Origin of the sequence: Prevotella sp. P4-98 (assembly GCF_002251405.1) — a bacterium.
Taxonomy (GTDB): Bacteria; Bacteroidota; Bacteroidia; order Bacteroidales; family Bacteroidaceae; genus Prevotella.
Genome location: NZ_NPJC01000058.1, coordinates 179246 through 204288, shown reverse-complemented (window position 1 = coordinate 204288; position 25043 = coordinate 179246). Strand labels below are relative to the sequence as shown.

The following is a 25043-nucleotide window of genomic DNA, read 5'->3' as shown; positions in this document are numbered from 1 at the left end:
AAACATTTTATGAAGACACTCCTGCTATTGCTGGCTACTGTCTGCGTGCTGCCTGTGGCAGCCCAAATCAGAGGCTACAATATCCAGGTCAACGTAGTGCCCGATCATCAGGATTGGACCTACAAAGTAGGAGAGACCGCAACTTTCCGTATCTCTGTTACCAAATCGGCAACACCCCTTGCCGGAGCCGTTATCGACTATGAGGCAGGGCCGGAGATGTATCAAGATGTGAAGAAAACCGCCGTAGTGCTTAAAGACGGTACCTTGACCGTGAAGGGCAAGATGAGCAAACCCGGATTCTACCGCGTGGATGTGAAGACCACTATCGGAGGTAAGGAATATAAAGGCGCATGTGCAGCAGCCTTCTCACCCGAACAGTTGAAACCTACAACGGTCAATCCTGCCGATTTCGACCAGTTCTGGCAGAATGCCATTAGCGAAGCACGCCATACAGACCTCAATCCTACCAAGCGCCTATTGCCAGAACGTTGCACCAAAGACGTTAACGTCTATGAAGTGAGCTTCCAGAATGTGCGCTGGGGATCACGCACTTATGGCATCCTCTGCGAACCCGTAAAGCCGGGTAAGTATCCCGCTTTGCTCCGTGTGCCTGGTGCAGGTGTGCGCCCCTATGGTGGCGACATCTATACCGCATCGAAAGGTGCCGTGACGCTCGAAATAGGTATTCATGGCATTCCCGTTACCATGCAGCAGTCTGTTTATGACGACCTCGGACAGGGTGCACTCAACGGATATTGGGAATTTGGCATGGACAATCGCGATAAGAGCTACTATAAACATGTGGTGTTGGGATGTATTCGTGCACTCGACTATATCGAACAATACACACCATGGAACGGCAAAGAACTGGGTGTGACTGGTTCAAGTCAGGGCGGATTCCTCTCGCTGGCAACAGCCGGACTCGATCGCCGCATCACATTCTACGCTCCCGTGCATGCAGCTCTTTGCGACCATACCGCTTCGCTGAAAGGCGTGGCTTGCGGATGGCCCCACTATTTCTATTGGAACAAAGGCAAGGGAATGGAGAAACAAATCGAGACTTCACGCTATTACGACGGAGTGAACTTCGCACGCCGCATCACCAATGCACAAACCGGATGGTTCTCCTTTGGATATAATGATGATGTAGTGCCACCCACTACAGCATGGGCGACCTATAATATAGTGAAAGGTCCGAAGTCTATCACACCTTATCAGCAGACAGCCCATTTCTGGTATCAGGAACAATGGGATGAATGGGAAAACTGGTTGCTCACTCAAATGAATATCAAACCATGAAGATGATGACAATGATAGCCATGGCTGCCTTGATGTTGGCAGGTTGCCCACTACAAATCATGGCAAAGAAGACAATTGATGGCGGCAAACAACTGGAACAGCGGTTGCGCCTCTTGCAACCCAAAGGTTACATGATGGCACATCAGGATGATCCCTTCTATGGAGTGACATGGGAATGGGAACAAAACCGAAGTGATGTGCTTGAAACCGTAGGCGACTATCCTGCCTTGATGGGATTTGATCTCGGAGGCATAGAGATGGACGACAAGAAAAATCTCGATAGTGTGCCTTTTACTCGTATACACGATGAACTCATTGCTCACTACGAACGTGGAGGTATTGTTACCATCAGTTGGCACCCACGCAACCCACTTACGGGAGGAACAGCATGGGATGTTACTGACTCTACGGTAGTAAAGAACATATTGCCAGGTGGAAAGTGTCATGCTAAATTCCAAACATGGATGCAGCGCGTAGGCGATTTCCTCGTCAGCCTGAAGACCAAGAAGGGACAACCCGTACCCATCATCTTCCGCCCATGGCATGAAAATAACGGATCATGGTTCTGGTGGGGACAGAAACTCTGTACCGATACCGAATATCGCCAACTTTGGAATATGTTGCAAGACTATCTCAACGGTCGAGGACTTGACAATCTGTTATGGAGCTATTCGCCAAACCTTGATGGCGGATGGACCGAAGAACGATTCCTGCAGCGTTATCCCGGTAATGATAGAGTGACGCTGATTGGTGAAGATGCTTACCAGTGGGGGACAGAAGCCGACTTCGTAAGCCAGGTTACAGCCGACCTCAATTTCCTCAGCGACTTTGCTAAGCGCAACGGTAAACTGCTTGCCATGACTGAGTGTGGACTGAAGAATATGCCTGATGCAACTTGGTGGACGCGCGTGTTGAAACCTGTAATGGATCGCTATCCCATCAGTTACTTCTTGCTTTGGCGCAACTATAAGGAAGAATATTTCGGACCGTCTCCCTCGTTGCCTTGTGCACAGGATTTTAAGAAACTCTATGAGGCTGAGAATACGCTCTTTCTGAAAGATATTAAGAAAATTAAATAATAATAAAACAATAAATCATCAAAACAAAATGAGCAATTTTGACGAAAAAGTAAAGGTTCTGCGTGCTCATCATGAGGCGCTGCTGACCAAGAAAAATGAAATGGAAGAGTGGGGTAACGGTATCTATGACCGTTGGAAGAATCCTATTCTTACTGCAGAACATACTCCGTTGGAGTGGCGTTATGACTTTAACGAAAAGGATAACCCCTATCTGATGCAGCGCATCATGATGAATGCTACCCTCAATTCTGGTGCCATCAAATGGAATGGCAAGTATCTGTTGGTGGTTCGCGTGGAAGGTGCAGACCGCAAGAGTTTCTTCGCTGTGGCAGAAAGTCCCAATGGTGTGGATAACTTCCGCTTCTGGGATGAGCCTATCACGATGCCTGAAGATGTGATTCCCGCTACCAATATCTACGATATGCGTCTTACCGCCCATGAGGATGGATGGATATATGGCGTATTCTGTGCCGAGCGTCACGACGATGCTCAGCCCGGTGACCTTAGTGCTGCTACTGCTACGGCTGCCATCGCACGTACCAAAGATCTGATCAACTGGGAACGTCTGCCAGACTTGAAAACCAAGAGCCAGCAGCGTAATGTGGTGCTTCATCCGGAATTTGTAGAGGGTAAATACGCTTTCTACACCCGTCCGCAGGATGGATTCATCGATACCGGTTCAGGCGGTGGCATCGGTTGGGCACTTGTTGATGACATCACCCATGCAGAAATCAAAGAAGAGAAGATTATCAACGCACGCCACTATCACACCATTCAGGAGGTGAAGAACGGTGAAGGTCCTCATCCCATCAAGACCGATAAAGGATGGTTGCATCTTGCCCATGGTGTACGTGGATGTGCAAGCGGCCTGCGCTATGTGCTCTATATGTATATGACTTCGTTGGAAGATCCTACAAAGGTCATTGCAGAACCAGGCGGATATCTGCTCGTACCACAGGGTGAGGAATATATCGGCGACGTGATGAACGTTGTGTTTACCAATGGTTGGATAGCCGACGAAGATGGCAAAGTGTTCATCTACTATGCTTCTTCCGATACTCGCATGCATGTGGCTACTTCTACCATCGATCGCTTGGTGGATTACTGCATGAACACTCCTGCTGACGGATACCGCACACAGTTTAGTGTGGAAACCATCAAAAAACTGGTGGCTAAAAACAAGTCGTTGAACAAATAAACACCTTATTATTTATGGCAAGTGTTAAGGAAAAAATTGCTTATGCGCTGGGTGATGCCGCTGCAGGTGGCATAGTATGGAAAGTGATGTCTATCGCCTTTCCGTTGTTCTTTACCAATGTGTTCGGTTTGTCGTTTGCTGATGCCGCTGTGCTGATGCTTGTAGCGCGTATGTTCGATGTCGTAACAGACCCCTTGATGGGAAGTCTTGCTGACAGAACACAGTCACGATGGGGCACCTATCGCCCTTGGCTCATCTTCGGAGCTATTCCGTTCGGACTGGTGTTCGCCTTGCTGCTCTTTACACCTGATTTCGGAGATATGGGTAAGCGCATCTATGCTTATACCCTCTATCTGCTGATGATGGCGATTTATACCATGGTCAATGTACCGTACGGATCGTTGCTGGGTGTGATGACAGAAGATGACAACGAGAAAAACCAATTCTCTGCCTATCGCATGATTGGGGCGTATGCCATGGGATTTGCCACCCTGCTCTCGTTTCCCTATCTCCAGAAATGGATTGGAGGTAGTGTAGCACATCAGTATGCCGTGACTGGCGCTGTACTGGGTGCAGTTGCTGCCATCATGACGCTGGCATGCGGTCTGCTTACTAAAGAGCGTCTGAAACCAGTAAGAGCTGAAAAATTCTCGTTTGGACAGTTTGGTGACCTTGTTCGCAACAAGGCATGGCTCTACATGACTGCCATGGCTGTTTGTACCAACTTCTTCAACGGATTCCGTTACGCAGTAGCTGGATATATGTTTGACTACTGTCTGCATGGCAATGTGACCATCGATAACCTGATTATCAACTTCACAGTATTCATGGCATTCGGTGAAGTTACCTGTATGGTATTCGGTGGCGTGGCTCCTTGGTTTGCCAAGAAAGTTGGATCAAAACGTATGGCATTCTTCTGGGCTGCGGTATTCTGCCTGGTTACATCGGTAGCATTCTTCTTCATACCAATGGATCCTGCATATATCAGCGTGATGGTTGGTCTGGTGATCCTTACTTCAATGGGTATCGGTATCTATTCACCATTGCTTTGGTCTATGTATGCCGATGTGGCGGACTATCATACAGAACACTTCGGAACCTCGGCTACAGGACTGATCTTCTCGTCAGGTACTATGTCGCAGAAGTTTGGTACGGCTATCTCTGGTTCGCTGATTGCCCTGTTGCTTGGTTGGGCAGGTGCCAATATGATTACAGACGATTTTGGCAATACGATTATCGATCCAGCTTCTGTTACCGATTCGGTGCTGACAATGGTATGGTCGCTATTCTCTCTGTTCCCCGCAGCAATCGCCTTGCTGCTGATGCTGTTGGCGTATAAATTCCCAATTAAGAAATAACGATGAGTAATATTGTATCTACAATGAAAACAGAAATGCAGGATGTTCTACAGAAGAACATCTTGCGCTTCTGGCTCGACAAGATGGTGGACCAAGAGCATGGCGGATTCTATGGACGTATCGACGGACATGAACATTTGCATGCCGATGCCGAGAAAGGGGCTATCCTTAATGCTCGTATCCTATGGGCATTCTCTGCTGCCTATCGTGTGTTGGGCGATAAAACATATTTAGAGGCTGCCAGTCGCGCTAAGCATTATATCATCGATTATTTTATTGATCCTGAATATGGTGGCGTATATTGGAGTCTTGACTGCAACGGCAAACCTCTTGATACCAAGAAACAGTTTTATGCCATTGGGTTTGCTATCTACGGCATGTCGGAGTATGCACGTGCAACAGGTGATGCAGAGGCATTGAAAGTGGCAATTGATCTCTACCGATGCATTGAGGAACATGCTCTCGACCATGAATATAATGGTTATATCGAGGCTATGACACGCGATTGGCAACCGATTGCCGATATGCGTTTGTCGGAACTTGATGCCAACTATCCTAAGTCGCAGAATACCCATCTCCATATCATCGAACCCTATACCAATCTGTACCGCGTATGGAAATCAGATGAGCTGAAGGCTTCTCTGCATAATCTGATAGATATCTTCACAGACCGTATCCTCAATCCTGAAACTCATCATCTCGATCTTTTCTTCGATATGGATTGGAAACGAGGTGCAGGAGCATTGGAGAGTTATGGACATGATATCGAATGCTCATGGCTTATTCATGAGGCAGCCCTTGTATTGGGTGATGCTGAAGTATTGAAGAAGGTGGAGCCCATCGTTGAAATGGTGGCGAAAGCTTCTGAGAAAGGACTTAATGCCGATGGTTCTATGGTTCATGAAGCTAATCTCGACACTGGCTATGTGGATAGCGACCTCCATTGGTGGGTACAGGCTGAAGCAGTGGTAGGTTTCTTTAATATCTATCAGTATTTCGGTGACGAGTCTGCTTTGCAGAAAGCACAACACTGTTGGACTTATATTAAGGAGAACCTTATAGACAATGAAAATGGCGAGTGGCACTGGAGCCGTCGTAAAGATGGTACTTTGAATCTGGATGATGACAAAGCCGGATTCTGGAAGTGTCCTTATCACAATAGCCGTATGTGTCTCGAAATCATCGAACGTTCGGTTTGATATTATTTTAGGTTGCATTAACTAACAATCCCAAGTGCTTGACACTTGGGATTGTTGTTTGGGGAATTGTATTTCAATCATCTATCGACTCTGCAATTGGTGGAGTCTGATAAGTGATTTTCTCTTATTTCAGATATCCTGGAATATTGTATCCAGCTGCCTTGGCAATCTTGACAGGAATCTGGGCATTATCGTTGTGACCCATGAACTGCTCAGAACCTACACCGATAGCATATACAGGAACGAGACCTGCAGAGTGACCGTTTGTACTCCATGAGATCAGAGCTTTGGTGTTGATGATGTGTCTGGCTTCTTCAGCAAGGGGTTCATTGGCTGTGTATTCGTTCTTCACATCCTCTGTCTTGCCTTCGAAAGATTCATGCCATACCTTTTGGAGAGATGCCTCTTCGTCCTTAGTGAGTTCCAATGCAGTCCAGAAACCGAAGTTGTCGGTCAGAGCTTGCTTGGCTTGTTCCCATGTTACTTTATTGGAAGTCTGCTTGCGGAGATTGCGGAGAATCTGTGTGAATCCGTCGATACTTACTTTTTGGTTGCCCAGAGCTTTGAGGTTCAAAGCATAGAGACCGTTGTTGGCAAGTACTAAACCGCCAGTTTCGTGGTCTGCGGTGAGCACGATAAGTGTCTCGTCGGGATGCTGCTTGTAGAATTCATAGGCAATCTTGATGCAACGATCTACAGCACCAACCTCGGCAAATGCTGTGGCGCCATCATGTCCGTGACATGCCCAATCGACCTTGCCGCCAATTTCATTCATCAAGAAGAAACCGTTCTTATTGTCGCGCATCAGAAATTCAATTTCTGCGCGGAGAATGTCTTCGATGGTCATCTCGCCGTCTTTAACATCAATAGCGTAGGGGAGAGAGTATATGTCTGAGGCAGGATTCAGGTGCTTTGGATCCTGAACAAGCAACATCTTCTTGGCTTTCTTGGCTTTTTTCTGATAGTCTGCCATACCAAAAGCTACAGCATATCCTGCTTTCTCCATCTCTTTATAAATGCAGGGAGCACCAGGATGATTCTTGGGATCTTCTGCCTTTTCAACAGCTGAACCGCCATAGAAATCGAGGTCGGTAGCAATCATATCCTTGGCAATGTCATAGGACAATGAGCGCTTGGGCTGATGGGCATAGAATGCTGCGGGCGTAGCATGGTTTATGGTAACACTTGATGCCACACCAACCTTCATTCCTGCTTCTTTTGCCCATACGGCAAGAGAGGTAACGGGTGTCTTGAGGTCGGGACGCATACCAAGAGCACCATTCTCGGTCTTCACGCCTGTGGCGAGAGCTGAACCAGAAGCGGCAGAGTCGGTTACTCCACTATTGTTAGAATATGTAGAGGCTACACCTACGATGGGAAATGAGGTCATGCAGAATGGTACACGACCGATACGGCCTTGCATTTCGGCATTATACATCTCGGCACCGAGCACAGTATTTACACCTGTTCCGTCTGTGATAAAATAGAACACGTACTTGGCTTTTTTCTCTGCTGAAATGGTTATAACCATTGCCAGCATCAGCATTAGAGTTAGGATTCTTTTCATATTTCTTTTGTTTTTGGAATTTTTGTTTTTCGACTGCGAAATTACTAAATTATTATTCAAAAAACAAAGACGTTGCCTATTTTTCTACCATAAATTAACTAAAATTAAAGTAGTGCCACCTTGAATTATGCGAGAAAGCAAAATGTAAGCAGATAATAGAAAATGTGGTGGCGTGTTGTAGATGATGCTTTACACTTTGATAGTTGGCGGTCGGTAAATGTGGCATTTTATCCTTTGTGATGTGAAATGTGAATGTGCGGGCAGTATCTTATTTGAAAAAGCACGAAAAAAGCGAGAAAACGATGCTAAAATGTTTCGTGGTTTCGATTAAAGTTAGTACCTTTGCAAGCGCTAAGCAAAATCGATATTATAATATTATAACTTTTATGAACTTTACTTTGTTAATTACCGTCCTCGTGACGGCTATTACATTGGTGGTGGCAGCGTATGTGATGGCCAAACTTCTTGGTCCGCGAAGCTACAACAAGGTAAAAGGCGAGCCCTATGAGTGTGGTATTCCTACTCATGGTTCTTCTTGGTTGCCGGTTAGTGTAGGCTTCTATCTGTTTGCCATCCTCTTCCTCATGTTTGATGTGGAAACTGTTTTCCTCTATCCATGGGCAGTAGTAGTGAAGGAGATGGGTGTTGCAGCATTGTTGAGCATCGGCTTCTTCTTGGTTGTATTAGTGTTCGGGCTGGCATATGCCTGGAAGAAAGGAGCTCTTGAATGGAAATAAAGCCGAAAATCAAGAGTATTCCTTACGAGGAATTCAAAGACAATGCCACACTGGAGAAACTTATTGACGATCTGCACGAAGGCGGTGTCAATGTTGTGACAGGTTCGCTCGACCAGTTGATCAACTGGGGACGCTCTAACTCACTCTGGTCATTGACTTTTGCTACATCATGCTGTGGTATCGAGTTTATGGCATGTGGATGCTCACGCTACGACTTCGCACGCTTCGGCTTTGAGGTGACACGTAACTCACCCCGTCAGGCCGACTTGATCATGTGTGCCGGTACTATTACCCACAAGATGGCTCCAGCCTTGAAGCGTCTGTACGATGAAATGGCTGAACCAAAATATGTGATAGCTGTCGGAGGATGTGCCATTAGCGGTGGTCCTTTCAAGTCAAGCTATCATGTGGTGAAGGGTATTGAGGAAATTGTACCAGTGGATGTGTTTATTCCTGGTTGTCCTCCACGTCCAGAGGCTATCATGTATGGTATGATGCAGTTGCAGCGTAAGGTGAAAATCGAGAAGTTCTTCGGTGGTGCGAATCACAAACAGTCGGAGGCTGAGCGCGAACTGGGTGTTTCAAACGAGGAACTCGTTGCACGCCGTCTGGGTGATCATCGCCGTGAACCTATTGTGGTGACCGATGTGCCTCAGGAGTTTGTAGAACAAATGAAGAAAGAGAAGGAGGAGAACGCATGAAACTTGAGCATTTAGTATTCGATTTCGACAAGTTCGCCTCAGAGATGCAGAACTTGAAGGACAAGAAACACTTTGATTATCTTGTAACTATTGTTGGTGAGGACTTCGGCGCTGAAGAAGGCCTTGGCTGTGTCTATATTCTCGAAAATACCGACAGCCATGAGCGTTGCAGCGTGAAAATGCTTGCTAAGGTGGTTGACGGTGAGAGTGTGATTCCTACTGTGACCAATATCTGGCATGTTGCCGATCTGTTGGAACGCGAGGTCTATGACTTCTTCGGTATCCTCTTCCTCGGTCATCCCGATATGCGTCGTCTCTTCCTCCGCAATGACTTCAAAGGACATCCCTTCCGCAAGGATTGGAAGTTTAACGATGACTATGTGCTTGAAGACGATAAAGAGCCTGACTATGGTATGGAATACTGGCTCGACAAGGATGGTCATCTCTGTTCGAAGCAGAATAAACTCTTTACCGACGACGATTATGTCATCAACATCGGCCCTCAGCACCCTTCTACCCATGGTGTGCTTCGCTTGCAGACCGTGGTTGATGGTGAGACCGTGAAGCGTGTATATCCTCACTTGGGTTATATCCACCGCGGTATTGAGAAGATGTGTGAAAGCTATACTTATCCACAGTCGCTCGCACTGACTGACCGTCTGAACTATCTTTCTGCAATGATGCATCGTCATGCGCTGGTAGGAGTGATAGAAGAGGGTATGGGTGTCGAACTGACCGACCGTATCAAGTATATCCGTACCATCATGGACGAGTTGCAGCGTCTTGACTCACACTTGCTGTATGTGGGATGCTGTGCACAGGACATGGGTGCATTGACTGCCTTCCTCTATTCTATGCGCGATCGTGAGCATGTGCTCAACTGCATGGAGGAAACCACTGGTGGACGCCTCATCCAGAACTACTACCGCATCGGTGGTCTGCAGGATGATATCGATCCCAACTTCGTGGAGAATGTGAAGGTGCTCGTGAAGTATCTCAAACCAATGATTCAGGAGTATGTTGATGTGTTTGGTGACAATATCATTACTCACAATCGTTTTGAGAAAGTTGGTCCGATGGATCTTGAAAATTGTATCAGCTATGCAGTAACAGGTCCTGCTGGTCGCGCTTCTGGTTGGAAGAACGACGTACGTAAGAACCATCCGTATGATATGTACGATAAGGTTGAATGGGATCAGATTATTATGACTGGTTGCGATACAATGGACCGCTATACCTGTCACATTCAGGAAATGTATCAGAGTCTGCGCATTATTGAGCAACTCATCGACAATATTCCTGCCGGTGACTTCTATGTGAAGCAGAAACCCATCATCAAGGTACCCGAAGGACAATGGTATTTCTCTGTTGAGGGAGCCAGCGGTGAGTTTGGTGTCTATCTCGATTCACGTGGCGACAAGAGTCCTTACCGCTTGAAGATGCGTCCTATGGGACTTTCGCTTACCGGTGCGCTTGATCCTATGCTTCGTGGTCAGAAGATTGCCGACCTTGTGGCAACTGGTGCTGCCATCGACTTTGTGATTCCCGACATTGACCGTTAAACAACAAAAGAACGTAAAATATCATGTTTGACTTTTCAATAATAACAAACTGGATAGACCAGTTGCTTCGTGTCACTTTGGGACTGGGCGACTTCTGGTCGATATTGATAGAGTGCGTGCTGATTGGTGCGGGAATCCTTGTAGGATATGCGCTGATTGCCATTGCGCTGATTTTCATGGAACGTAAGGTGTGTGCCTACTTCCAGTGCCGTCTTGGTCCGATGCGTGTGGGCTATTGGGGACTGATGCAGGTGTTTGCCGACGTACTGAAGATGCTTATCAAAGAAATTTTCTTTGTAGATAAAGCCGACAAACTGCTTTATGCCGTGGCTCCGCTGCTGGTTATTATCGGTTCTGTAGGTGCTTTTTCGTTCCTGCCATGGAACAATGGTGCAACGGTGCTCGACTTCAATGTGGGCGTATTCCTGTTGACTGCCATTTCTTCTATCGGTGTGGTAGGTATCTTCCTTGCAGGATGGAGTTCCAACAATAAGTATTCTGTGGTATCTGCTATGCGTGGCGCCGTACAGATGATTTCTTATGAGATGTCATTGTGCCTCTGTCTGATTACAGCTGTCATCCTGACAGGAACGATGCAGATTTCTGGTATCGTTGAGGCTCAGACAGGACCTTGGCGTTGGTTGATTTTCCAGGGCCACATTCCTGCGCTCATCGCTTTCTTCGTATTCCTCATTGCCGGTAACGCTGAGGCCAACCGTGGTCCGTTCGATATGGCAGAGGCTGAGAGTGAGCTGACCGCTGGTCACCATACTGAGTATTCTGGTATGGGCTTTGGTTTCTTCTATCTGGCAGAGTTCCTTAATCTGTTTATCATTGCTGGTATTGCCGCCACCGTATTCCTTGGTGGTTGGGCTCCTGTTAACATTGGTGTAGCAGCATTCGACCAGGTGATGAACTATATCCCTGGTATCGTATGGTTCATGGGTAAAGCTTTTGCCTTGGTATGGATTCTGATGTGGATTAAGTGGACCTTCCCACGTCTGCGTATCGACCAGATTCTGAAACTCGAATGGAAATATCTCATGCCGCTGGCCCTCATCAACCTTGTGCTGATGACTATCGTGGTGGCACTCGGATGGTATATTAAATAAGGTGAAAAGAATAGAAATGGAAAATAACCAATCATATTTCGGAGAACTCGGACATGGAGTAAAGACGCTCCTGACTGGTATGAAGATTACTTGGAAGGAATATTTCAAGGACTTCTTTACCAACAAATCTACGGAGCAGTATCCCGAGAACCGTAAAACTACGCTCCACGTGGCAAAGCGCCACCGTGGACGCCTCGTCTTCAAGCGTAACGAAGACGGAACTTATAAATGTACGGCCTGCACATTGTGTGAGAAAACCTGCCCTAATGGCACGATTAAGATCACTTCTCACATGCAGGAAGATCCCGAGACCGGCAAGAAGAAAAAGGTGCTCGATGATTATCGTTACGACCTTGGTGACTGCATGTTCTGCCAGTTGTGTACCAATGCTTGTAACTTCGATGCTATCGAGTTTGTCAACGATTTCGAGAATGCCGTATTCGACCGTAAGAGTCTGGTACTCCACCTCGACAAGGAGGTATATCAGGGTGGTTCTCTGCCCAACCTCTTGGAAGGTGGTGCCAGCATGACTATCGGTAAGTTTAACACTAAAACGAAGTAAAGACAATGGCTAATTTAGTAATGTTTTGCATTCTCGCTGTCGTCATTCTCGGCTCTGCCGTGATGTGTGTGACGACGAAGCGAATCATGAGAGCCGCAACCTTTATGTTGTTTGTGCTCTTTGGCGTAGCAGGTCTTTATTTCCTGCTCGACTATACATTCCTGGGAGCAGCACAGATTTCAGTTTATGCTGGTGGCGTGACGATGATTTATGTCTTCGCCATCCAGTTGGTTAGCAAACGTACCCTTCAGGGTATGGTAGAGCGTCTCAAGGGCAGCCGTGTAGTGATGGGTGCCTTGTTGAGCGTTGTGGGCTTGGCAACTGTAGTGCTGGTATTCCTAAAGAATGATATGTTGCGCGGCATGTCGCGTTATATTGGTACGGTAACTCCCGATCAGGAAGTTCCCATGCGTGAAATCGGTCATGCACTGGTAGGTGCCGGCAAGTATCAGTATGTACTCCCCTTCGAGTTCATCTCACTGTTCCTGTTGGCATGTATTATCGGTGCATTGGTAGTATCAAGAAAGGAGGACTAAGACTATGGTACCAGTAGAATTTTATTTCATCCTGAGTGCACTGCTTTTCTTTATCGGTGTATTTGGTTTTGTGACCCGTCGCAATCTGATTGCCATGCTCATCTCTATTGAGTTGGTGCTCAATGCGGTCGATATCAATTTCGCAGCATTCAACCGTATGCTCTATCCTGATAGCATGGAGGGTATGTTTATGACACTCTTCTCTATCGGTGTAAGTGCAGCCGAGTCTGCCGTTGCGATTGCAATCATCATCAATGTCTATCGCCGTTTCAAGAGCGACAGCGTTGAAAGTATCAAAAACATGAAATGGTAATTAAGAAGTGATGGATTACAGTTATACATTTTTGATTCTGCTTCTGCCAGCTCTCTCGTTCCTGGTATTGGGACTCTATGGCATGAAGCTGTCGCATAAGGTCGCAGGCCTTATCGGCACCACTTCGTTGGGACTTGTGACCGTGTTGTCTTATATGACGGCGTTCAGCTATTTCTTTGCTCCCCGTCTGGCTGATGGCACTTTCGCTACTATTGTTCCTTACAACTTCACCTGGCTGCCGTTGGGCAATCTCCATTTTGATATGGGTATTCTGTTGGATCCCATCTCGGTGATGATGCTCATCGTTATTTCAACAGTCAGTCTGATGGTACATATCTATTCGTTTGGCTATATGCACGGCGAAAAAGGCTTCCAGCGTTACTACGCATTCCTGAGTCTCTTCACCATGTCAATGCTTGGCCTTGTGGTAGCTACCAACATCTTCCAGATGTATCTGTTCTGGGAGCTCGTGGGTGTATCATCTTACTTGTTGATTGGTTTCTACTATCCATTGAAGCCAGCTATTGCAGCATCTAAGAAGGCATTTATCGTAACTCGTTTTGCCGATCTTTTCTTCCTTATCGGTATTCTGATCTTCGGTTACTACACCGAATCGTTCAGTTTCTCGTTTGCAGGAACTATCGAGATGGGTGCGGGAACCACTCCATTCATTGCCGGCAATACCGCCAAGGCTGTGATTGCAGGAACATTTATTCTTCCTACCGCTCTTGTGCTGATGTTCATCGGTGGTGCTGGTAAGAGTGCTATGTTCCCCTTGCACATCTGGTTGCCCGATGCCATGGAAGGTCCTACACCTGTGTCTGCGCTGATCCACGCCGCCACGATGGTGGTTGCTGGTGTGTTCCAGATTGCCCGTATGTTCCCACTGTGGATAGAATATGCACAGCCTCAGTTGAGCATTGTGGTATGGGTGGGAGTCTTCACCGCATTCTATGCAGCTGCTGTGGCATGTGCCCAGAGCGATATCAAGCGTGTGTTGGCATTCTCTACCATTTCGCAGATTGCCTTCATGATGGTTGCTCTTGGTGTGAGTCTGCCAGGTCACGAGGCGATGCTCGATAACCATGCACAGTTGGGTTTCATGGCATCTATGTTCCACCTTTTCACCCACGCCATGTTCAAGGCTTGCTTGTTCCTTGGTGCTGGTTGTATCATTCATGCAGTTCATTCTAACGAGATGGCTATGATGGGTGGCCTCCGTAAGTATATGCCTATTACTCATATTACCTTCCTTATCAGCTGTCTGGCTATTGCTGGTATTCCCTTCTTCTCTGGATTCTCTTCCAAGGATGAAATTATCAGTGCCTGCTTTGCCTATAGCCCTGTGGTAGGATGGATTATGACAGGTATTGCTGCTATGACCGCCTTCTATATGTTCCGTTTGTACTATGGTATATTCTGGGGAACTGAAAACAAGGTTGCCCACGAGCACCATACTCCACATGAGGCTCCACTTACCATGACCATTCCTCTTATTATTCTCTGTGTTATCACTGTTGGTGTGGGTGTTTACACCACCATTGCAGGATTTGCAGGATGGGGAGGCAGCTTCGGTTCGTTTGTAACCGCCAGCGGTCAGGAGTACAACATCCATTTCGACGTACAGATAGCATTGACCTCTACCGTCATTGCCATTCTGAGTATTTGCCTCGCCACCTATATATATAAGGGTGAGAGTCAGCCCGTCGCCGATCGTCTGTACAAGATGTTCCCGCGTTTGCATCGTGCTGCCTATAAGCGTTTCTATCAAGACGAAATCTGGCAGTATGTTACTCACCGTATCATCTTCCGTTGCATTTCTAAACCTGTTGCCTGGTTCGACCGCCACATTGTTGACGGTACTTTCAACTTCTTGGCATGGGGCGCCAACGAGGCTGGCGAGTCTATTCGTCCTTGGCAGAGTGGTGATGTTCGCCAGTATGCCGTATGGTTCCTCACCGGCACTGTAGCATTGACCCTCATCTTGTTGGCATGTGCTCTCTGAACATTATGAATAAAGAAAAATCGAAACAATGAGTATATTGACATTATTCGTAGTAATCCCCGCCCTGATGCTCCTTGGCCTTTGGCTGAGCAAGAGCCTCAATCAGGTGCGTGGTGTGATGGTGGCTGGCGCTTCGTGTCTGCTGGCACTGTCTGTTTGGCTGACCATCTATTTTGTTCAGCAGCGTGCTGCCGGCAATACCGACGTGATGTTGCTTACAGCAAGCACTCCATGGTTCAAGCCTCTCAATATTGCCTATTCTGTAGGTGTCGATGGCATTTCTGTTGTGATGTTGTTGCTTTCGAGCATCATCGTCTTCACCGGAACATTCGCCTCATGGCGTTTGCAGCCACTGACAAAGGAGTATTTCCTGTGGTTCACCTTGCTTTCCACTGGTGTCTATGGTTTCTTCATCTGCACCGACCTCTTCACTATGTTCATGTTCTATGAGGTTGCTCTTATCCCCATGTATCTGTTGATTGGAGTATGGGGTAGTGGTAACAAGGAGTATGCAGCCATGAAGCTCACTCTGATGCTGATGGGAGGATCTGCTCTGCTGATTATTGGTATTCTTGGCATCTATTATTTCAGTGGTCATACCACGATGAACGTTAATGCCATTGCTGCCATGAACAATATTCCGGTAGAGATTCAGAAGATTTTCTTCCCCTTCATTTTTATAGGTTTCGGTGTGCTTGGTGCTATGTTCCCATTCCATACATGGTCACCCGACGGTCATGCTTCTGCCCCTACAGCAGTATCAATGCTTCACGCTGGTGTACTGATGAAACTGGGAGGCTACGGTTGCTTCCGTGTGGCTATGTACCTTCTGCCTGATGCTGCCAATGAATTGGCTTGGATCTTCTTGATTCTTACCACTATCTCGGTGGTATATGGTGCATTCTCTGCTTGCGTACAGACCGACCTCAAGTATATCAACGCCTATTCGTCGGTATCCCACTGTGGCTTGGTGCTTTTCGCTCTGCTGATGATGACCAAGACTTCATGCACTGGTGCCATTCTGCAGATGCTGTCACACGGTTTGATGACGGCTCTCTTCTTTGCCCTCATCGGTATGATTTATGGTCGTACCCATACTCGTGACATTCGTTATTTGGACGGTCTGATGAAGATTATGCCTTTCCTTGCAGTGGGTTATGTGATTGCTGGTTTGGCAAACCTTGGTCTTCCCGGCTTCTCAGGCTTCATTGCAGAAATGACTATTTTCGTCGGTTCGTTTGAGAATGGCGACATGTTCCATCGTGTCTGCACCATCATCGCTTGTACCAGTATTGTTATCACAGCAGTTTATATTCTGCGTGTAGTCGGCAAGATTCTGTATGGCGAGGTGAAGAATCCTCACTTCCTGGAGTTGACCGATGCCTCTTGGGACGAGCGTGTAGCTGTTATCTGCCTCATTGCTTGTGTGGCAGGTCTCGGTCTGTTCCCTCTCTGGGCCAGCAATGTTATCAGCGATGCAGTAGGTCCTATTCTGGCAAACATTCTTTAATCCCTTAAATAAAAGATACAACAATGAATTACGGACAATTCTTACATATGCTACCAGAAGCATCACTCGTGCTTGCTCTGGTTATCATGTTCTTTGCCGACCTGATGCTTGGCAAGGGAAAGAAGAAGGTGCAGACGCTCGGCATGCTGATGACCGTATTGCTCGTGGCACAGATTGTGTCATGCGCTTTCGTAGGTCCTGCAGAAGCCTTTGGCGGACTGTATGTAGCTACCAAGGCTACTCAGGTGATGAAGATTATTCTCACTCTCGGTACACTTCTCGTAGTGCTTGTAGCCCAGTCTTGGCTTGAGCGCGATGCAGAGAAACTTGCAGGTGAGTTCCATGTATTGGTACTTTCCACACTGCTTGGTATGTATGTCATGATGTCGAGCGGCAATTTCCTGCTGTTCTTCCTTGGACTTGAAATGGCTTCAGTGCCCATGGCTTGTCTCGTGGCATTCGATAAGTATAAGAATCGCTCAGCTGAGGCTGCTGCTAAGTTTGTACTCACTGCCACATTCTCAAGTGGTGTCATGCTCTATGGCATCTCTTTGATTTATGGCACAGTAGGCACGCTCTATTTCAATGATGTTGCAGGACGCTTCCAGATGCTTTTCAGCGTAGCACACTATCAGCCCTCTTTGCTTTTGGCTATTGTGGGTTTGGTGTTCTTCTTCAGCGGACTCGGTTTCAAGCTCTCGCTTGTTCCATTCCACTTCTGGACTGCTGATACCTATCAGGGTGCTCCTACTGCCGTTACTGGTTATCTCAGCGTCGTGTCAAAAGGTGCAGCTGCCTTCGCTCTGTTGGTAGTACTTTCGCGTGCATTTGCTCCTCTTACTGAGTATTGGGAGTATCTGCTCTATATCGTTATCGTGCTCAGCATCACTATTGCCAACCTCTTCGCTATCCGCCAGTCAGAACTCAAGCGCTTCATGGCATTCAGTTCTATCTCACAGGCAGGCTACATTATGTTGGCAGTGATTGGTGCTTCTCAGATGGGCATGGCTTCGCTGATGTATTACGTATTGGTATATGTGGTGGCAAATATGGCTGTATTCGCTGTCATCAATACTGTTGAACAGCGTGGCAACGGCTCTACCATCATGTCGGCATACAATGGTCTGTATCAGACCAACCCACGCTTGGCATTCCTCATGACGCTCGCCTTGTTCTCATTGGCAGGTATTCCTCCATTTGCCGGTATGTTCTCGAAGTTCTTCGTCTTCATGGCTGCCGCTCAGCAGGGATCGTTCCTGGCTTACTTTGTGGTATTCATCGCCTTGATCAACACGGTAGTGTCACTCTACTACTACCTGCTCATCGTGAAGGCTATGTATATCAACAAGTCTGAGAATCCATTGCCTACCTTTACCACCGATTGCGCTACTCGTGTAGCTTTGGTACTCACCATTGCTGGTATTGTGCTCTTCGGTGTATGCTCATGCATCTTCGACGGACTCTTTGCTTTTGCAGCATAAAGTTGTCGTACTATAACAGTCGTGCCCCTTTTGACCTGTAGGTCAGAAGGGGCACGATACTTTTTTTACTGTTTTGCTTTATACTGCTTCTGTATCAGTCTAAGGCATATTCCATGGTGTTGACCACGCGGATACGTTTGATATACGGTGTGTTGTTGTCGCGGTTCTCAATCGAGAATTGTCCTTGTTGTGCACTACGTATATCTCCCAACTTACTGCCGGAGTCGTCTGCAAATTTCTGAGCAGTGGCACGAGCGTTTTTGGTAGCCTCCTGCACCATTTCTGGTTTGATGCGGTTTAGCCCTGTAAACTCATAAGTGACGTTGTTGCTATACTCTTCGCTGACGATTGCAATGCCTTGCTTCATCAGTTCAGCCTGTCGGCGCATCAGTTGTCTCACTTGGTCGATATTGTTTGACGTGACGGTAATCACACTTTTCGCCTTATAGCGGTAGTTCATGATTTCGTTGCCATAGTTGTCGGCTTGCCGGTCGGCAATCTCTGCAGGATTGATGCTTATCTCATCATCTTTGATGCCTGCCGATTTGAGGAAAGCCACCACCTTGCGGTTCTTCTGTTCCAGCAGGTCGTACATGGTGGAAGGGTCGTTGCCAATCTCTTTATAGGTCAGCGACCATGTCACTTTATCAGCTTTCACTTCGCGTTCACACAATCCTTTGACTGCCACGGTACGGTCGCGGTCTTTAAAAGTCACAATGCCATTGCGGATGGCCATTCCCATGAATGCCATGCCTACAGCGATAATGGCAGCAGCTGTTTGTTTGTCGTTGAGTTTCATCATAGTTTTAATATTAGTATTCGTTGGCAAATCTACGTTTTTTGTTTCGTATTACAAAGAAAAATAGCGATTATTCTGTTTCTTTTCACATTTATTACATTCTGCGTCTCTGAAAACATATATATCATTCAGTTTTTAGCAAATCGTATGATACCTCTTCACTAAACAATAGCCAACATACTATCATGTCTATATATATTATGCTAACATTTTTAACAAGACGAATGGGATGTGCAGGCATACTTGTTTACAAAACATACTGAATTTTAATCTTTTTTCTGTCCATTTTCGTTCCGTTCTCGATCGCTTCTCGTTCCCTTTTCGCTCGGTTCTCGTTCGTCTTTCGTTCGTCTCTCGCTCGTCATTCGTTTGCCGATAAAGAACCAATCGAAAAACGAACGAGAAAACAACGAAAAAACAGCGAAATGACGACGAGAATACGACGAAGATGGGTCGAGGTGGCGACGAACAGCCAATAATCAAATCGCCGATACTATCTGGTGATTATAATACCCGTTTTAAGGTATTTGCAAGGCGTCTGTGGCGAATCAACTCGTCGGGTGGTACACTGACAAGTTGAAGTTGCAGAAATGGCCACAAGGGGTATTTTTGACGTGCGCCTACCATAACACAGCTCGCGCGCGAACCTATTAATATACATAAAACACATCACAATACCTATCTCTCTCCATTAAGTTTAGTGCTCTCTCAAATTTTAACTTCTGTTAACAGATCTTTCTGAATTCTATGCCTCGCCCCTCTCACGTTAAAAGCCGTTATATATCGTCTAACGCTTTAGTTATCAAGTATGTACGTGTACTGTTAAGATTTTGCTAATAATAACGGATTTTAGGGCAAAAATATATTATAATTTTACATGGTGGCGTTTGTTGTATGGCTTAAACATTTACAAAACCAGTGCAGTGTTATTAGGTCTATGAACAGAACATAGCTGTTGGCACAAATAAAAAAATAGATGCAATAACACTTGCAGTTGACACAAATACCTGGAAAACGAGCAGTTGTGTAAACTACTATATTATTTTCAAGTATTATCCAACGTTTGATAAAAGTATTATCCAACGTTTGATAAAAGTATTATCCAATGTTTGATAAAAGTATTATCCAATGTTTGATAAAAGTATTATCCAACGTTTGATAAAAGTATTATCCAACGTTGACAAAAGTGTTTTCCAACGTTGATAAAAGTATTTTCTAACGTTTGGCAAGGGTGTTTTCCAACGCTTGGCCAAATGTTGTGTAATGTTGTACAAACACAATGAACAATATGGCCTGTCATAGAAGGTACTATCCCTATTGTTATCAAGTAATAAAGAATGGTGTTGAAGGGGAGACTGTATAGGCAGCCATGGATATTGATGGGTGGTCGATTGGTGGTCGATCACTCATTTGAATATCTTTTGACCACCGTTGTAAGATGCTATATGGTAGGTTGTTATGCGTAATTGGTGGTCGGTGGTCGAAAAGTTGACGAGTCGCGTGCGCGTATGTGCGCGTGCGTACATTAGTATATAGAGCCTGGGTTTCATGTTGAGTATGAATGAGCCATCCTCGTACTGCTACAATAAAAATGTGAAAATAGACTTTGTAAAACCGGAAATAGTCCTTATATTTGCAGCGTGAAACAATAAGTATGCTAACCATTACAAATTTGATATCTATAAAGATGATGAATAGAATGAAGTTTACGATGCTTTTTGCCATGTTGTTTTGTCCCATCATGCTGATGGCGCAGAAGGTGAAAACCGTAGCAGGTGAATATACATACGCAGCACCACAAAATGTCACGTTGCGCGAAGCCAAGGACTATGCCTTGCAAAGAGCTAAAATCAAAGCATTGGCAGACGAATTTGGAACTACCGTATCGATGACCAATTCGTCGTTTGCCAAAGAAACCAGTAGTGAATCTATCGATAAGTTTGTACAGGTGGCAGTATACGAGGTGAATGGCGAATGGATAGAGACCGTCGGTAAACCGGATATAACCGTAATACCACAAGATGATGGTTTTCTCATCACAGCAAAAGTAAAGGGAAAGGCGCGTGAAATAAAAAGAGCCAAGGTAGAGTTTATGGCAAAAGTGTTGTGTAATGGCACCGACGATAAGTTTGAAACCGACCGCTTCAATACCAACGATCAACTCTATCTCTCTTTCCGGTCGTCCACTGATGGTTATTGTCTGGTTTATCTCATCGATGAGAGTCAGAAAGCCTATTGCCTCTTGCCTTATCGCCAACAGACGACAGGCAATTTTCCAGTAAAGGCAAACCGTCGTTATGTGCTTTTCTCACCTAAGGATGCTGACCGCAGTATCGCTTCGTTAGTAGATGAATACACACTCAACAGTCAAGAAAGCAAAGAGTATAATCAGCTCTACATCATTTTCTCACCCAATCCTCTGACCAAGACCATCGACCGTTCAACCACAGAACTCATGCCCAGAGAGACCACAGTAGAAAACTTTAGGAAATGGCTTGCCCGTTGCCGACGCAACGACCTTGATATGGCTGTGGAAGTGAAGAATATCGTTATTAAAGGGCATGAAAAATGAAGAAAATCAATACCAATTGGGCTTATTGGTGGTTATATATATCATTTGTTTTAACCAAATCATTAGAACAAGCATCTTGTAATTTTATAAAGACCGATTTGGGTTAAATTGCTCCATGATTGCAAAAATTTCTCCAAAAGGAGTGAGTTTCTCAGATTTTATTTGTATTTTTGTCATGTCTGATGAGGTTTTGTTTGATTATTACAGCAACACTAAATTAAGTGAATCCTCTGACATGGCAAAATCCTGGGACGCTCGGCCCTGCCGCTTAGCTAGTCTAAGAACTCATTGGCTGGCAGCCTAAGGCTGCGTAGCCATATACTCAAATTTTAACGAACTATTGTATAAGACTTATGAAAAATAATATATCTATTAGTCAACATAGCAAGATAGAAAGCATTAAGAATCAATGGCTTGTGCTCGACAAGATAGCAGAAAACAAAACATCTGCATACATCAACTATACCTACTATCAGACATACGAATGGAATTACTTCATTGCTCACCATTCTACAGATGGTTTAGGAATACTTACTACCATTATGCGCTACGATTTAATAACAGTAGATGGTAAACCTTTCGCCATTATTCCTTTTGCTGTTACACGCTCATCAAAAAAGGCACGAATACCATCATGCCGAGTAGGAGGTGTGCTGAATATGGTTTGCCCATATACATACGAAGGCAACGAGGAGATAATGAAGGCTATTGCCGACCATATAGTAGCCTCATGTAAGGGAATGACGCTAAGCCTTGCTGATGTGCCGTGTCAAACTCCTTTTGCTAAAATAATGAAGCTAATCGACAATAATACTATCGAGCGTACAAGCTTTCATGTACCATTAACACAATTTGCTTCTCACGAAGAATATGTGTCGTCGCTACCTAAAAATATATATAAGAATATTCGCAAGTCGTATAATCATCTTACCACAGATGGTAAGAAAATGGAGCTAAAAGTGTTTAACCACGACAATATGGCTTCCGACAGCTATTTGCGCTATCTTTGGCATTTCTATTTCAAACGTAAGATGGCTTGGCGACACAAGAGCTATAATGCTTTCAGCAATATCACCACCTACTTAAAGGCTGTCTACGAGGTGAAAAACGGTTGCGCTACAGCAAGCTTGAAAAAGCTAAAAGATGCTCAACTTTATGTTTTGGAAATAGACAAAAAGCCTGCAGCATTTATGATTGTATATCGTCATAACAAAAATCTACTTATGCCACGTCTTGCTATCGACACCTCTTTTAGTCGCTATTCGCCAGGTATATTGCTTATTTTGGAGGCTACAAAGCTTTGGATGAACGAAGGTATAGTAGACTTCGACATGTGTCGTGGCGAAGAAAGATATAAAAAGGAAATGGGTGGCATAAACGAACCACTTTGCCGCATAGAAAAGCGGATATAAAGAAAAAGAAGGAGTTTTTGCTTGTTTTCTTTTTGCAATACTAAGATAAGTGAATTCTTCGACATGGCAAAATCCTGGACCGCTCGGCTCTGCCGCATAGCTAGTCTAAGAACTTTTTGTTGTTCAGGTACTTAAAAAGTTTAATTTATAATAGTGTTGCGGAATTAAGGTTTACCTAAATATGACTTATAAAAATCAATTGATAAAGAGCATAAAACAAGGTTTTTTGTTTTATGCATTTTTACAATATTGATAGCCATTCAGTTTGGCTTTTATATTGTGGATAGTTCCATTCTCGACTATATGGATTTGGAGGGATGGGTTTTCTTTGCTGCATCTTGCGTGAGTCATGCTTCGCAGTTTGCATTGGTGTCTTATCTCTTAAGTCTATTGTTCCTGTTGTGTCGATACAGAAAGACGGCTCTGGTGGTGCAGATAATTGGAGTGGTGTTGCTCAGTGTGCTCAATTACCTCAACTCGCAGGTTTTTTCCATCTATCATTTCCATATCAATGGTTTTGTGTTGAGTATGGTTTTTGGCAAGGGTGCAGGCGAGATATTCAATTTTGATATCTTGCTCTATCTTAAGGAAGTAGGACTCTTTGCTGTTGTCGCAGCTGTCGTAGTGGGAGTGTGGTATCTGTCTCATCGTTTTTGGTTATGGAGAAGAAAAGCCTATGCTTGGCTGATGGTAGGCATCTTTGTAGGCAGTATGCTTTATGCGCATCTTTGGCATGTATATGCAGCCTTCTATCAGCATCAGTCGGTTATGAAGAGTGCCACCTTATTACCTTATTATTTTCCTACTACTTCTAATGGTTTACTGCTCAAGTGGGGATTCAAACAACCAAGAGGAATGGGGAATACCCAGGGCAGACATAGTACAGACTTGCAATATCCCATACACCCATTAGAAGCGGAAAAGCCCGATTCTTTACCCAATATTGTAGTTATTCTTATTGATTCATGGAATCGCAGGGCGCTGACTCCTGAGTGCATGCCTCATACCTATCAGTTTGCTAAACAGAATCAATGGTATACTAATCATACGAGTGGAAGCAATGGTACGAGGAGTGGTGTGTTTAGCCTTTTCTTCGGTTTGTCTTGCTATTATTGGGAAAGTTTTGAACCTGCTCATGTGCAACCACTCTTGATACAGAGGTTGCAGGCTTTAGGTTATGATATTCATACTTATCCCAGTGCTACATGGGCAGACCCTCCTTTCGGCAGGGTTATCTTTGGTGGTGTACCTGGTATACGAACAGAGACCGAGGGTAAGACAGCCTTGGACCGAGATACTCGTATTACCAATCTCTTTATTTCCGATGTGGAAGGTAGAAAGGACAAGAAAAAGCCTTTCTTCTCGTTCCTCTTCTTTGACCTTCCTCATAGTTTTGAGTTACCTGCCGATAAGAATACGCGTTTTCAGCCAGCATGGGCCTTTGCCGACTACACGAAACTGAACAACAATATGGATCCCACTCCTTTTTGGAATCTTTATCGCAATACTTGCTACCAAGATGATTTACTCTTAGGCAGAGTGTTTGAGACTTTGAAGAAGCAAGGATTGTTGGAGAATACTTTGGTTATGATCACTGGCGATCATAGTCAGGAGTTTAATGAGAATCATCGCAATTACTGGGGACACAATAGTAATTTCTCTATTCATCAGATAGGAGTTCCAATGATATGGCATGTGCCAGGGCAACAGCCACATCAGTATGCACATCGTACGACTCATTATGATGTGGTCCCTACGTTGATGAAGGAATATTTAGGCGTGAAGAATCCTGAAGACGACTATTCTATGGGCAGGCTTATGACTGATAGTTCACCCCGTCTATGGCAGATAGTAGGTAGCAATCTGAATTATGCTTTCATTATCGACAAAGATAGTATTTTGGAAAAGACTCCACAGGGATCGCTTGATGTATACGATAGCAAGATGAATCCTGTGAAGAACTATACTTTGCCTGTCAAGCAATTTGATAAGGCTGTGAAGCAACTGAATCGTTTCTTTAAGTAGCTTCTATATCTGTAGT

General features: G+C 45.2%; 20 protein-coding genes. 18 read left to right on the top strand and 2 right to left on the bottom strand.

All coding sequences use genetic code 11. From position 1 onward, the window contains the following. Window positions 1-9: 9 nt before the first annotated feature. The 5 genes from CIK96_RS09385 to CIK96_RS09365 are packed head-to-tail and all read left to right on the top strand — an operon-like array spanning window position 10 to window position 6133. Window positions 10-1299 (top strand): acetylxylan esterase, encoded by a 1290-nt coding sequence (locus CIK96_RS09385; RefSeq protein WP_094440457.1) that lies wholly within the window; start codon window positions 10-12, stop codon window positions 1297-1299. Further along, a complete protein-coding gene (locus tag CIK96_RS09380; protein WP_158214667.1) occupies window positions 1296-2378 on the top strand; it encodes a glycoside hydrolase family 26 protein in 1083 nt (360 codons plus the stop codon). Before CIK96_RS09385 ends, CIK96_RS09380 begins: the two co-directional genes overlap by 4 nt. Window positions 2379-2406: 28 nt before the next feature. Beyond that, window positions 2407-3576 (top strand): glycosidase, encoded by a 1170-nt coding sequence (locus tag CIK96_RS09375; RefSeq protein ID WP_094390715.1) that lies wholly within the window; start codon window positions 2407-2409, stop codon window positions 3574-3576. Between the two features lie 14 nt (window positions 3577-3590). Then, on the top strand, window positions 3591-4934 hold the full coding sequence (locus CIK96_RS09370; protein ID WP_094390714.1) for an MFS transporter: 1344 nt from the start codon (window positions 3591-3593) through the stop codon (window positions 4932-4934). A 2-nt stretch (window positions 4935-4936) separates the two neighbouring features. Beyond that, on the top strand, window positions 4937-6133 hold the full coding sequence (locus CIK96_RS09365; RefSeq protein ID WP_094440446.1) for an AGE family epimerase/isomerase: 1197 nt from the start codon (window positions 4937-4939) through the stop codon (window positions 6131-6133). Window positions 6134-6257: 124 nt separating this feature from the next. Here CIK96_RS09365 and CIK96_RS09360 read toward each other — a convergent pair whose 3' ends face one another. Continuing rightward, complete coding sequence (locus tag CIK96_RS09360) at window positions 6258-7700, bottom strand: alkaline phosphatase (RefSeq protein WP_094440445.1); 1443 nt, start codon at window positions 7698-7700, stop codon at window positions 6258-6260. A gap of 386 nt (window positions 7701-8086) precedes the next feature. On the opposite strand from CIK96_RS09360, the gene CIK96_RS09355 reads away from it, so the two are divergent. From CIK96_RS09355 to CIK96_RS09310, 10 genes are read left to right on the top strand one after another with little or no spacing between them, the layout of a single operon-like run. Then, the gene (locus CIK96_RS09355; RefSeq protein WP_094390711.1) at window positions 8087-8437 is read left to right on the top strand and encodes an NADH-quinone oxidoreductase subunit A; all 351 of its coding nucleotides are present in this window, start codon (window positions 8087-8089) and stop codon (window positions 8435-8437) included. Beyond that, window positions 8428-9138 carry an NADH-quinone oxidoreductase subunit B gene (locus tag CIK96_RS09350; RefSeq protein ID WP_094435772.1) on the top strand — a complete coding sequence of 237 codons (711 nt, stop codon included), beginning with the start codon at window positions 8428-8430 and terminating at the stop codon, window positions 9136-9138. The genes CIK96_RS09355 and CIK96_RS09350 overlap by 10 nt, the downstream gene beginning before the upstream one ends. Next, window positions 9135-10700, top strand: coding sequence for an NADH-quinone oxidoreductase subunit C (locus tag CIK96_RS09345; RefSeq protein ID WP_094440444.1), 1566 nt, complete (start codon window positions 9135-9137; stop codon window positions 10698-10700). Before CIK96_RS09350 ends, CIK96_RS09345 begins: the two co-directional genes overlap by 4 nt. Window positions 10701-10723: 23 nt before the next feature. Then, complete coding sequence (gene nuoH / locus CIK96_RS09340; RefSeq protein ID WP_094390708.1) at window positions 10724-11812, top strand: NADH-quinone oxidoreductase subunit NuoH; 1089 nt, start codon at window positions 10724-10726, stop codon at window positions 11810-11812. A gap of 16 nt (window positions 11813-11828) precedes the next feature. Next, the gene (locus CIK96_RS09335; protein WP_094390707.1) at window positions 11829-12374 is read left to right on the top strand and encodes a 4Fe-4S dicluster domain-containing protein; all 546 of its coding nucleotides are present in this window, start codon (window positions 11829-11831) and stop codon (window positions 12372-12374) included. Between the two features lie 5 nt (window positions 12375-12379). Beyond that, window positions 12380-12910 (top strand): NADH-quinone oxidoreductase subunit J, encoded by a 531-nt coding sequence (locus CIK96_RS09330; protein WP_094390706.1) that lies wholly within the window; start codon window positions 12380-12382, stop codon window positions 12908-12910. 4 nt (window positions 12911-12914) lie between these two features. Then, complete coding sequence (nuoK, locus tag CIK96_RS09325) at window positions 12915-13223, top strand: NADH-quinone oxidoreductase subunit NuoK (RefSeq protein ID WP_094390705.1); 309 nt, start codon at window positions 12915-12917, stop codon at window positions 13221-13223. A gap of 10 nt (window positions 13224-13233) precedes the next feature. After that, window positions 13234-15228, top strand: coding sequence for an NADH-quinone oxidoreductase subunit L (gene nuoL, locus CIK96_RS09320; protein ID WP_158214666.1), 1995 nt, complete (start codon window positions 13234-13236; stop codon window positions 15226-15228). 28 nt (window positions 15229-15256) lie between these two features. After that, the gene (locus CIK96_RS09315; protein ID WP_094390703.1) at window positions 15257-16738 is read left to right on the top strand and encodes a NuoM family protein; all 1482 of its coding nucleotides are present in this window, start codon (window positions 15257-15259) and stop codon (window positions 16736-16738) included. A gap of 23 nt (window positions 16739-16761) precedes the next feature. Further along, a complete protein-coding gene (locus CIK96_RS09310) occupies window positions 16762-18219 on the top strand; it encodes an NADH-quinone oxidoreductase subunit N (protein ID WP_094390702.1) in 1458 nt (485 codons plus the stop codon). 94 nt (window positions 18220-18313) lie between these two features. Here the strand turns inward: CIK96_RS09310 and CIK96_RS09305 are convergent, their stop codons facing one another. Continuing rightward, window positions 18314-19021, bottom strand: a complete 708-nt coding sequence (locus CIK96_RS09305) for an SIMPL domain-containing protein (protein WP_254047119.1) — start codon at window positions 19019-19021, stop codon at window positions 18314-18316. Between the two features lie 1684 nt (window positions 19022-20705). On the opposite strand from CIK96_RS09305, the gene CIK96_RS09300 reads away from it, so the two are divergent. From CIK96_RS09300 to CIK96_RS09290, 3 genes are all read left to right on the top strand, one after another. Beyond that, window positions 20706-21590, top strand: a complete 885-nt coding sequence (locus tag CIK96_RS09300) for a DUF4384 domain-containing protein (RefSeq protein ID WP_254047118.1) — start codon at window positions 20706-20708, stop codon at window positions 21588-21590. Window positions 21591-21943: 353 nt separating this feature from the next. After that, window positions 21944-23002: a GNAT family N-acetyltransferase gene (locus CIK96_RS09295; protein ID WP_094440443.1), complete on the top strand. Its 1059-nt coding sequence runs from the start codon at window positions 21944-21946 to the stop codon at window positions 23000-23002. Window positions 23003-23281: 279 nt separating this feature from the next. Further along, window positions 23282-25027 carry a sulfatase-like hydrolase/transferase gene (locus tag CIK96_RS09290; RefSeq protein WP_254047117.1) on the top strand — a complete coding sequence of 582 codons (1746 nt, stop codon included), beginning with the start codon at window positions 23282-23284 and terminating at the stop codon, window positions 25025-25027. Window positions 25028-25043: the final 16 nt, after the last annotated feature.

What these genes read in the sequence shown, in the direction of transcription:
- CIK96_RS09385 (WP_094440457.1), top strand. Translation starts at nt 10, where the DNA reads ATGAAGACACTCCTGCTATTGCTGGCTACTGTCTGCGTGCTGCCTGTG.
- CIK96_RS09380 (WP_158214667.1), top strand. Translation starts at nt 1,296, where the DNA reads ATGAAGATGATGACAATGATAGCCATGGCTGCCTTGATGTTGGCAGGT.
- CIK96_RS09375 (WP_094390715.1), top strand. Translation starts at nt 2,407, where the DNA reads ATGAGCAATTTTGACGAAAAAGTAAAGGTTCTGCGTGCTCATCATGAG.
- CIK96_RS09370 (WP_094390714.1), top strand. Translation starts at nt 3,591, where the DNA reads ATGGCAAGTGTTAAGGAAAAAATTGCTTATGCGCTGGGTGATGCCGCT.
- CIK96_RS09365 (WP_094440446.1), top strand. Translation starts at nt 4,937, where the DNA reads ATGAGTAATATTGTATCTACAATGAAAACAGAAATGCAGGATGTTCTA.
- CIK96_RS09360 (WP_094440445.1), bottom strand. Translation starts at nt 7,700, where the DNA reads ATGAAAAGAATCCTAACTCTAATGCTGATGCTGGCAATGGTTATAACC.
- CIK96_RS09355 (WP_094390711.1), top strand. Translation starts at nt 8,087, where the DNA reads ATGAACTTTACTTTGTTAATTACCGTCCTCGTGACGGCTATTACATTG.
- CIK96_RS09350 (WP_094435772.1), top strand. Translation starts at nt 8,428, where the DNA reads ATGGAAATAAAGCCGAAAATCAAGAGTATTCCTTACGAGGAATTCAAA.
- CIK96_RS09345 (WP_094440444.1), top strand. Translation starts at nt 9,135, where the DNA reads ATGAAACTTGAGCATTTAGTATTCGATTTCGACAAGTTCGCCTCAGAG.
- nuoH (WP_094390708.1), top strand. Translation starts at nt 10,724, where the DNA reads ATGTTTGACTTTTCAATAATAACAAACTGGATAGACCAGTTGCTTCGT.
- CIK96_RS09335 (WP_094390707.1), top strand. Translation starts at nt 11,829, where the DNA reads ATGGAAAATAACCAATCATATTTCGGAGAACTCGGACATGGAGTAAAG.
- CIK96_RS09330 (WP_094390706.1), top strand. Translation starts at nt 12,380, where the DNA reads ATGGCTAATTTAGTAATGTTTTGCATTCTCGCTGTCGTCATTCTCGGC.
- nuoK (WP_094390705.1), top strand. Translation starts at nt 12,915, where the DNA reads ATGGTACCAGTAGAATTTTATTTCATCCTGAGTGCACTGCTTTTCTTT.
- nuoL (WP_158214666.1), top strand. Translation starts at nt 13,234, where the DNA reads ATGGATTACAGTTATACATTTTTGATTCTGCTTCTGCCAGCTCTCTCG.
- CIK96_RS09315 (WP_094390703.1), top strand. Translation starts at nt 15,257, where the DNA reads ATGAGTATATTGACATTATTCGTAGTAATCCCCGCCCTGATGCTCCTT.
- CIK96_RS09310 (WP_094390702.1), top strand. Translation starts at nt 16,762, where the DNA reads ATGAATTACGGACAATTCTTACATATGCTACCAGAAGCATCACTCGTG.
- CIK96_RS09305 (WP_254047119.1), bottom strand. Translation starts at nt 19,021, where the DNA reads ATGATGAAACTCAACGACAAACAAACAGCTGCTGCCATTATCGCTGTA.
- CIK96_RS09300 (WP_254047118.1), top strand. Translation starts at nt 20,706, where the DNA reads ATGATGAATAGAATGAAGTTTACGATGCTTTTTGCCATGTTGTTTTGT.
- CIK96_RS09295 (WP_094440443.1), top strand. Translation starts at nt 21,944, where the DNA reads ATGAAAAATAATATATCTATTAGTCAACATAGCAAGATAGAAAGCATT.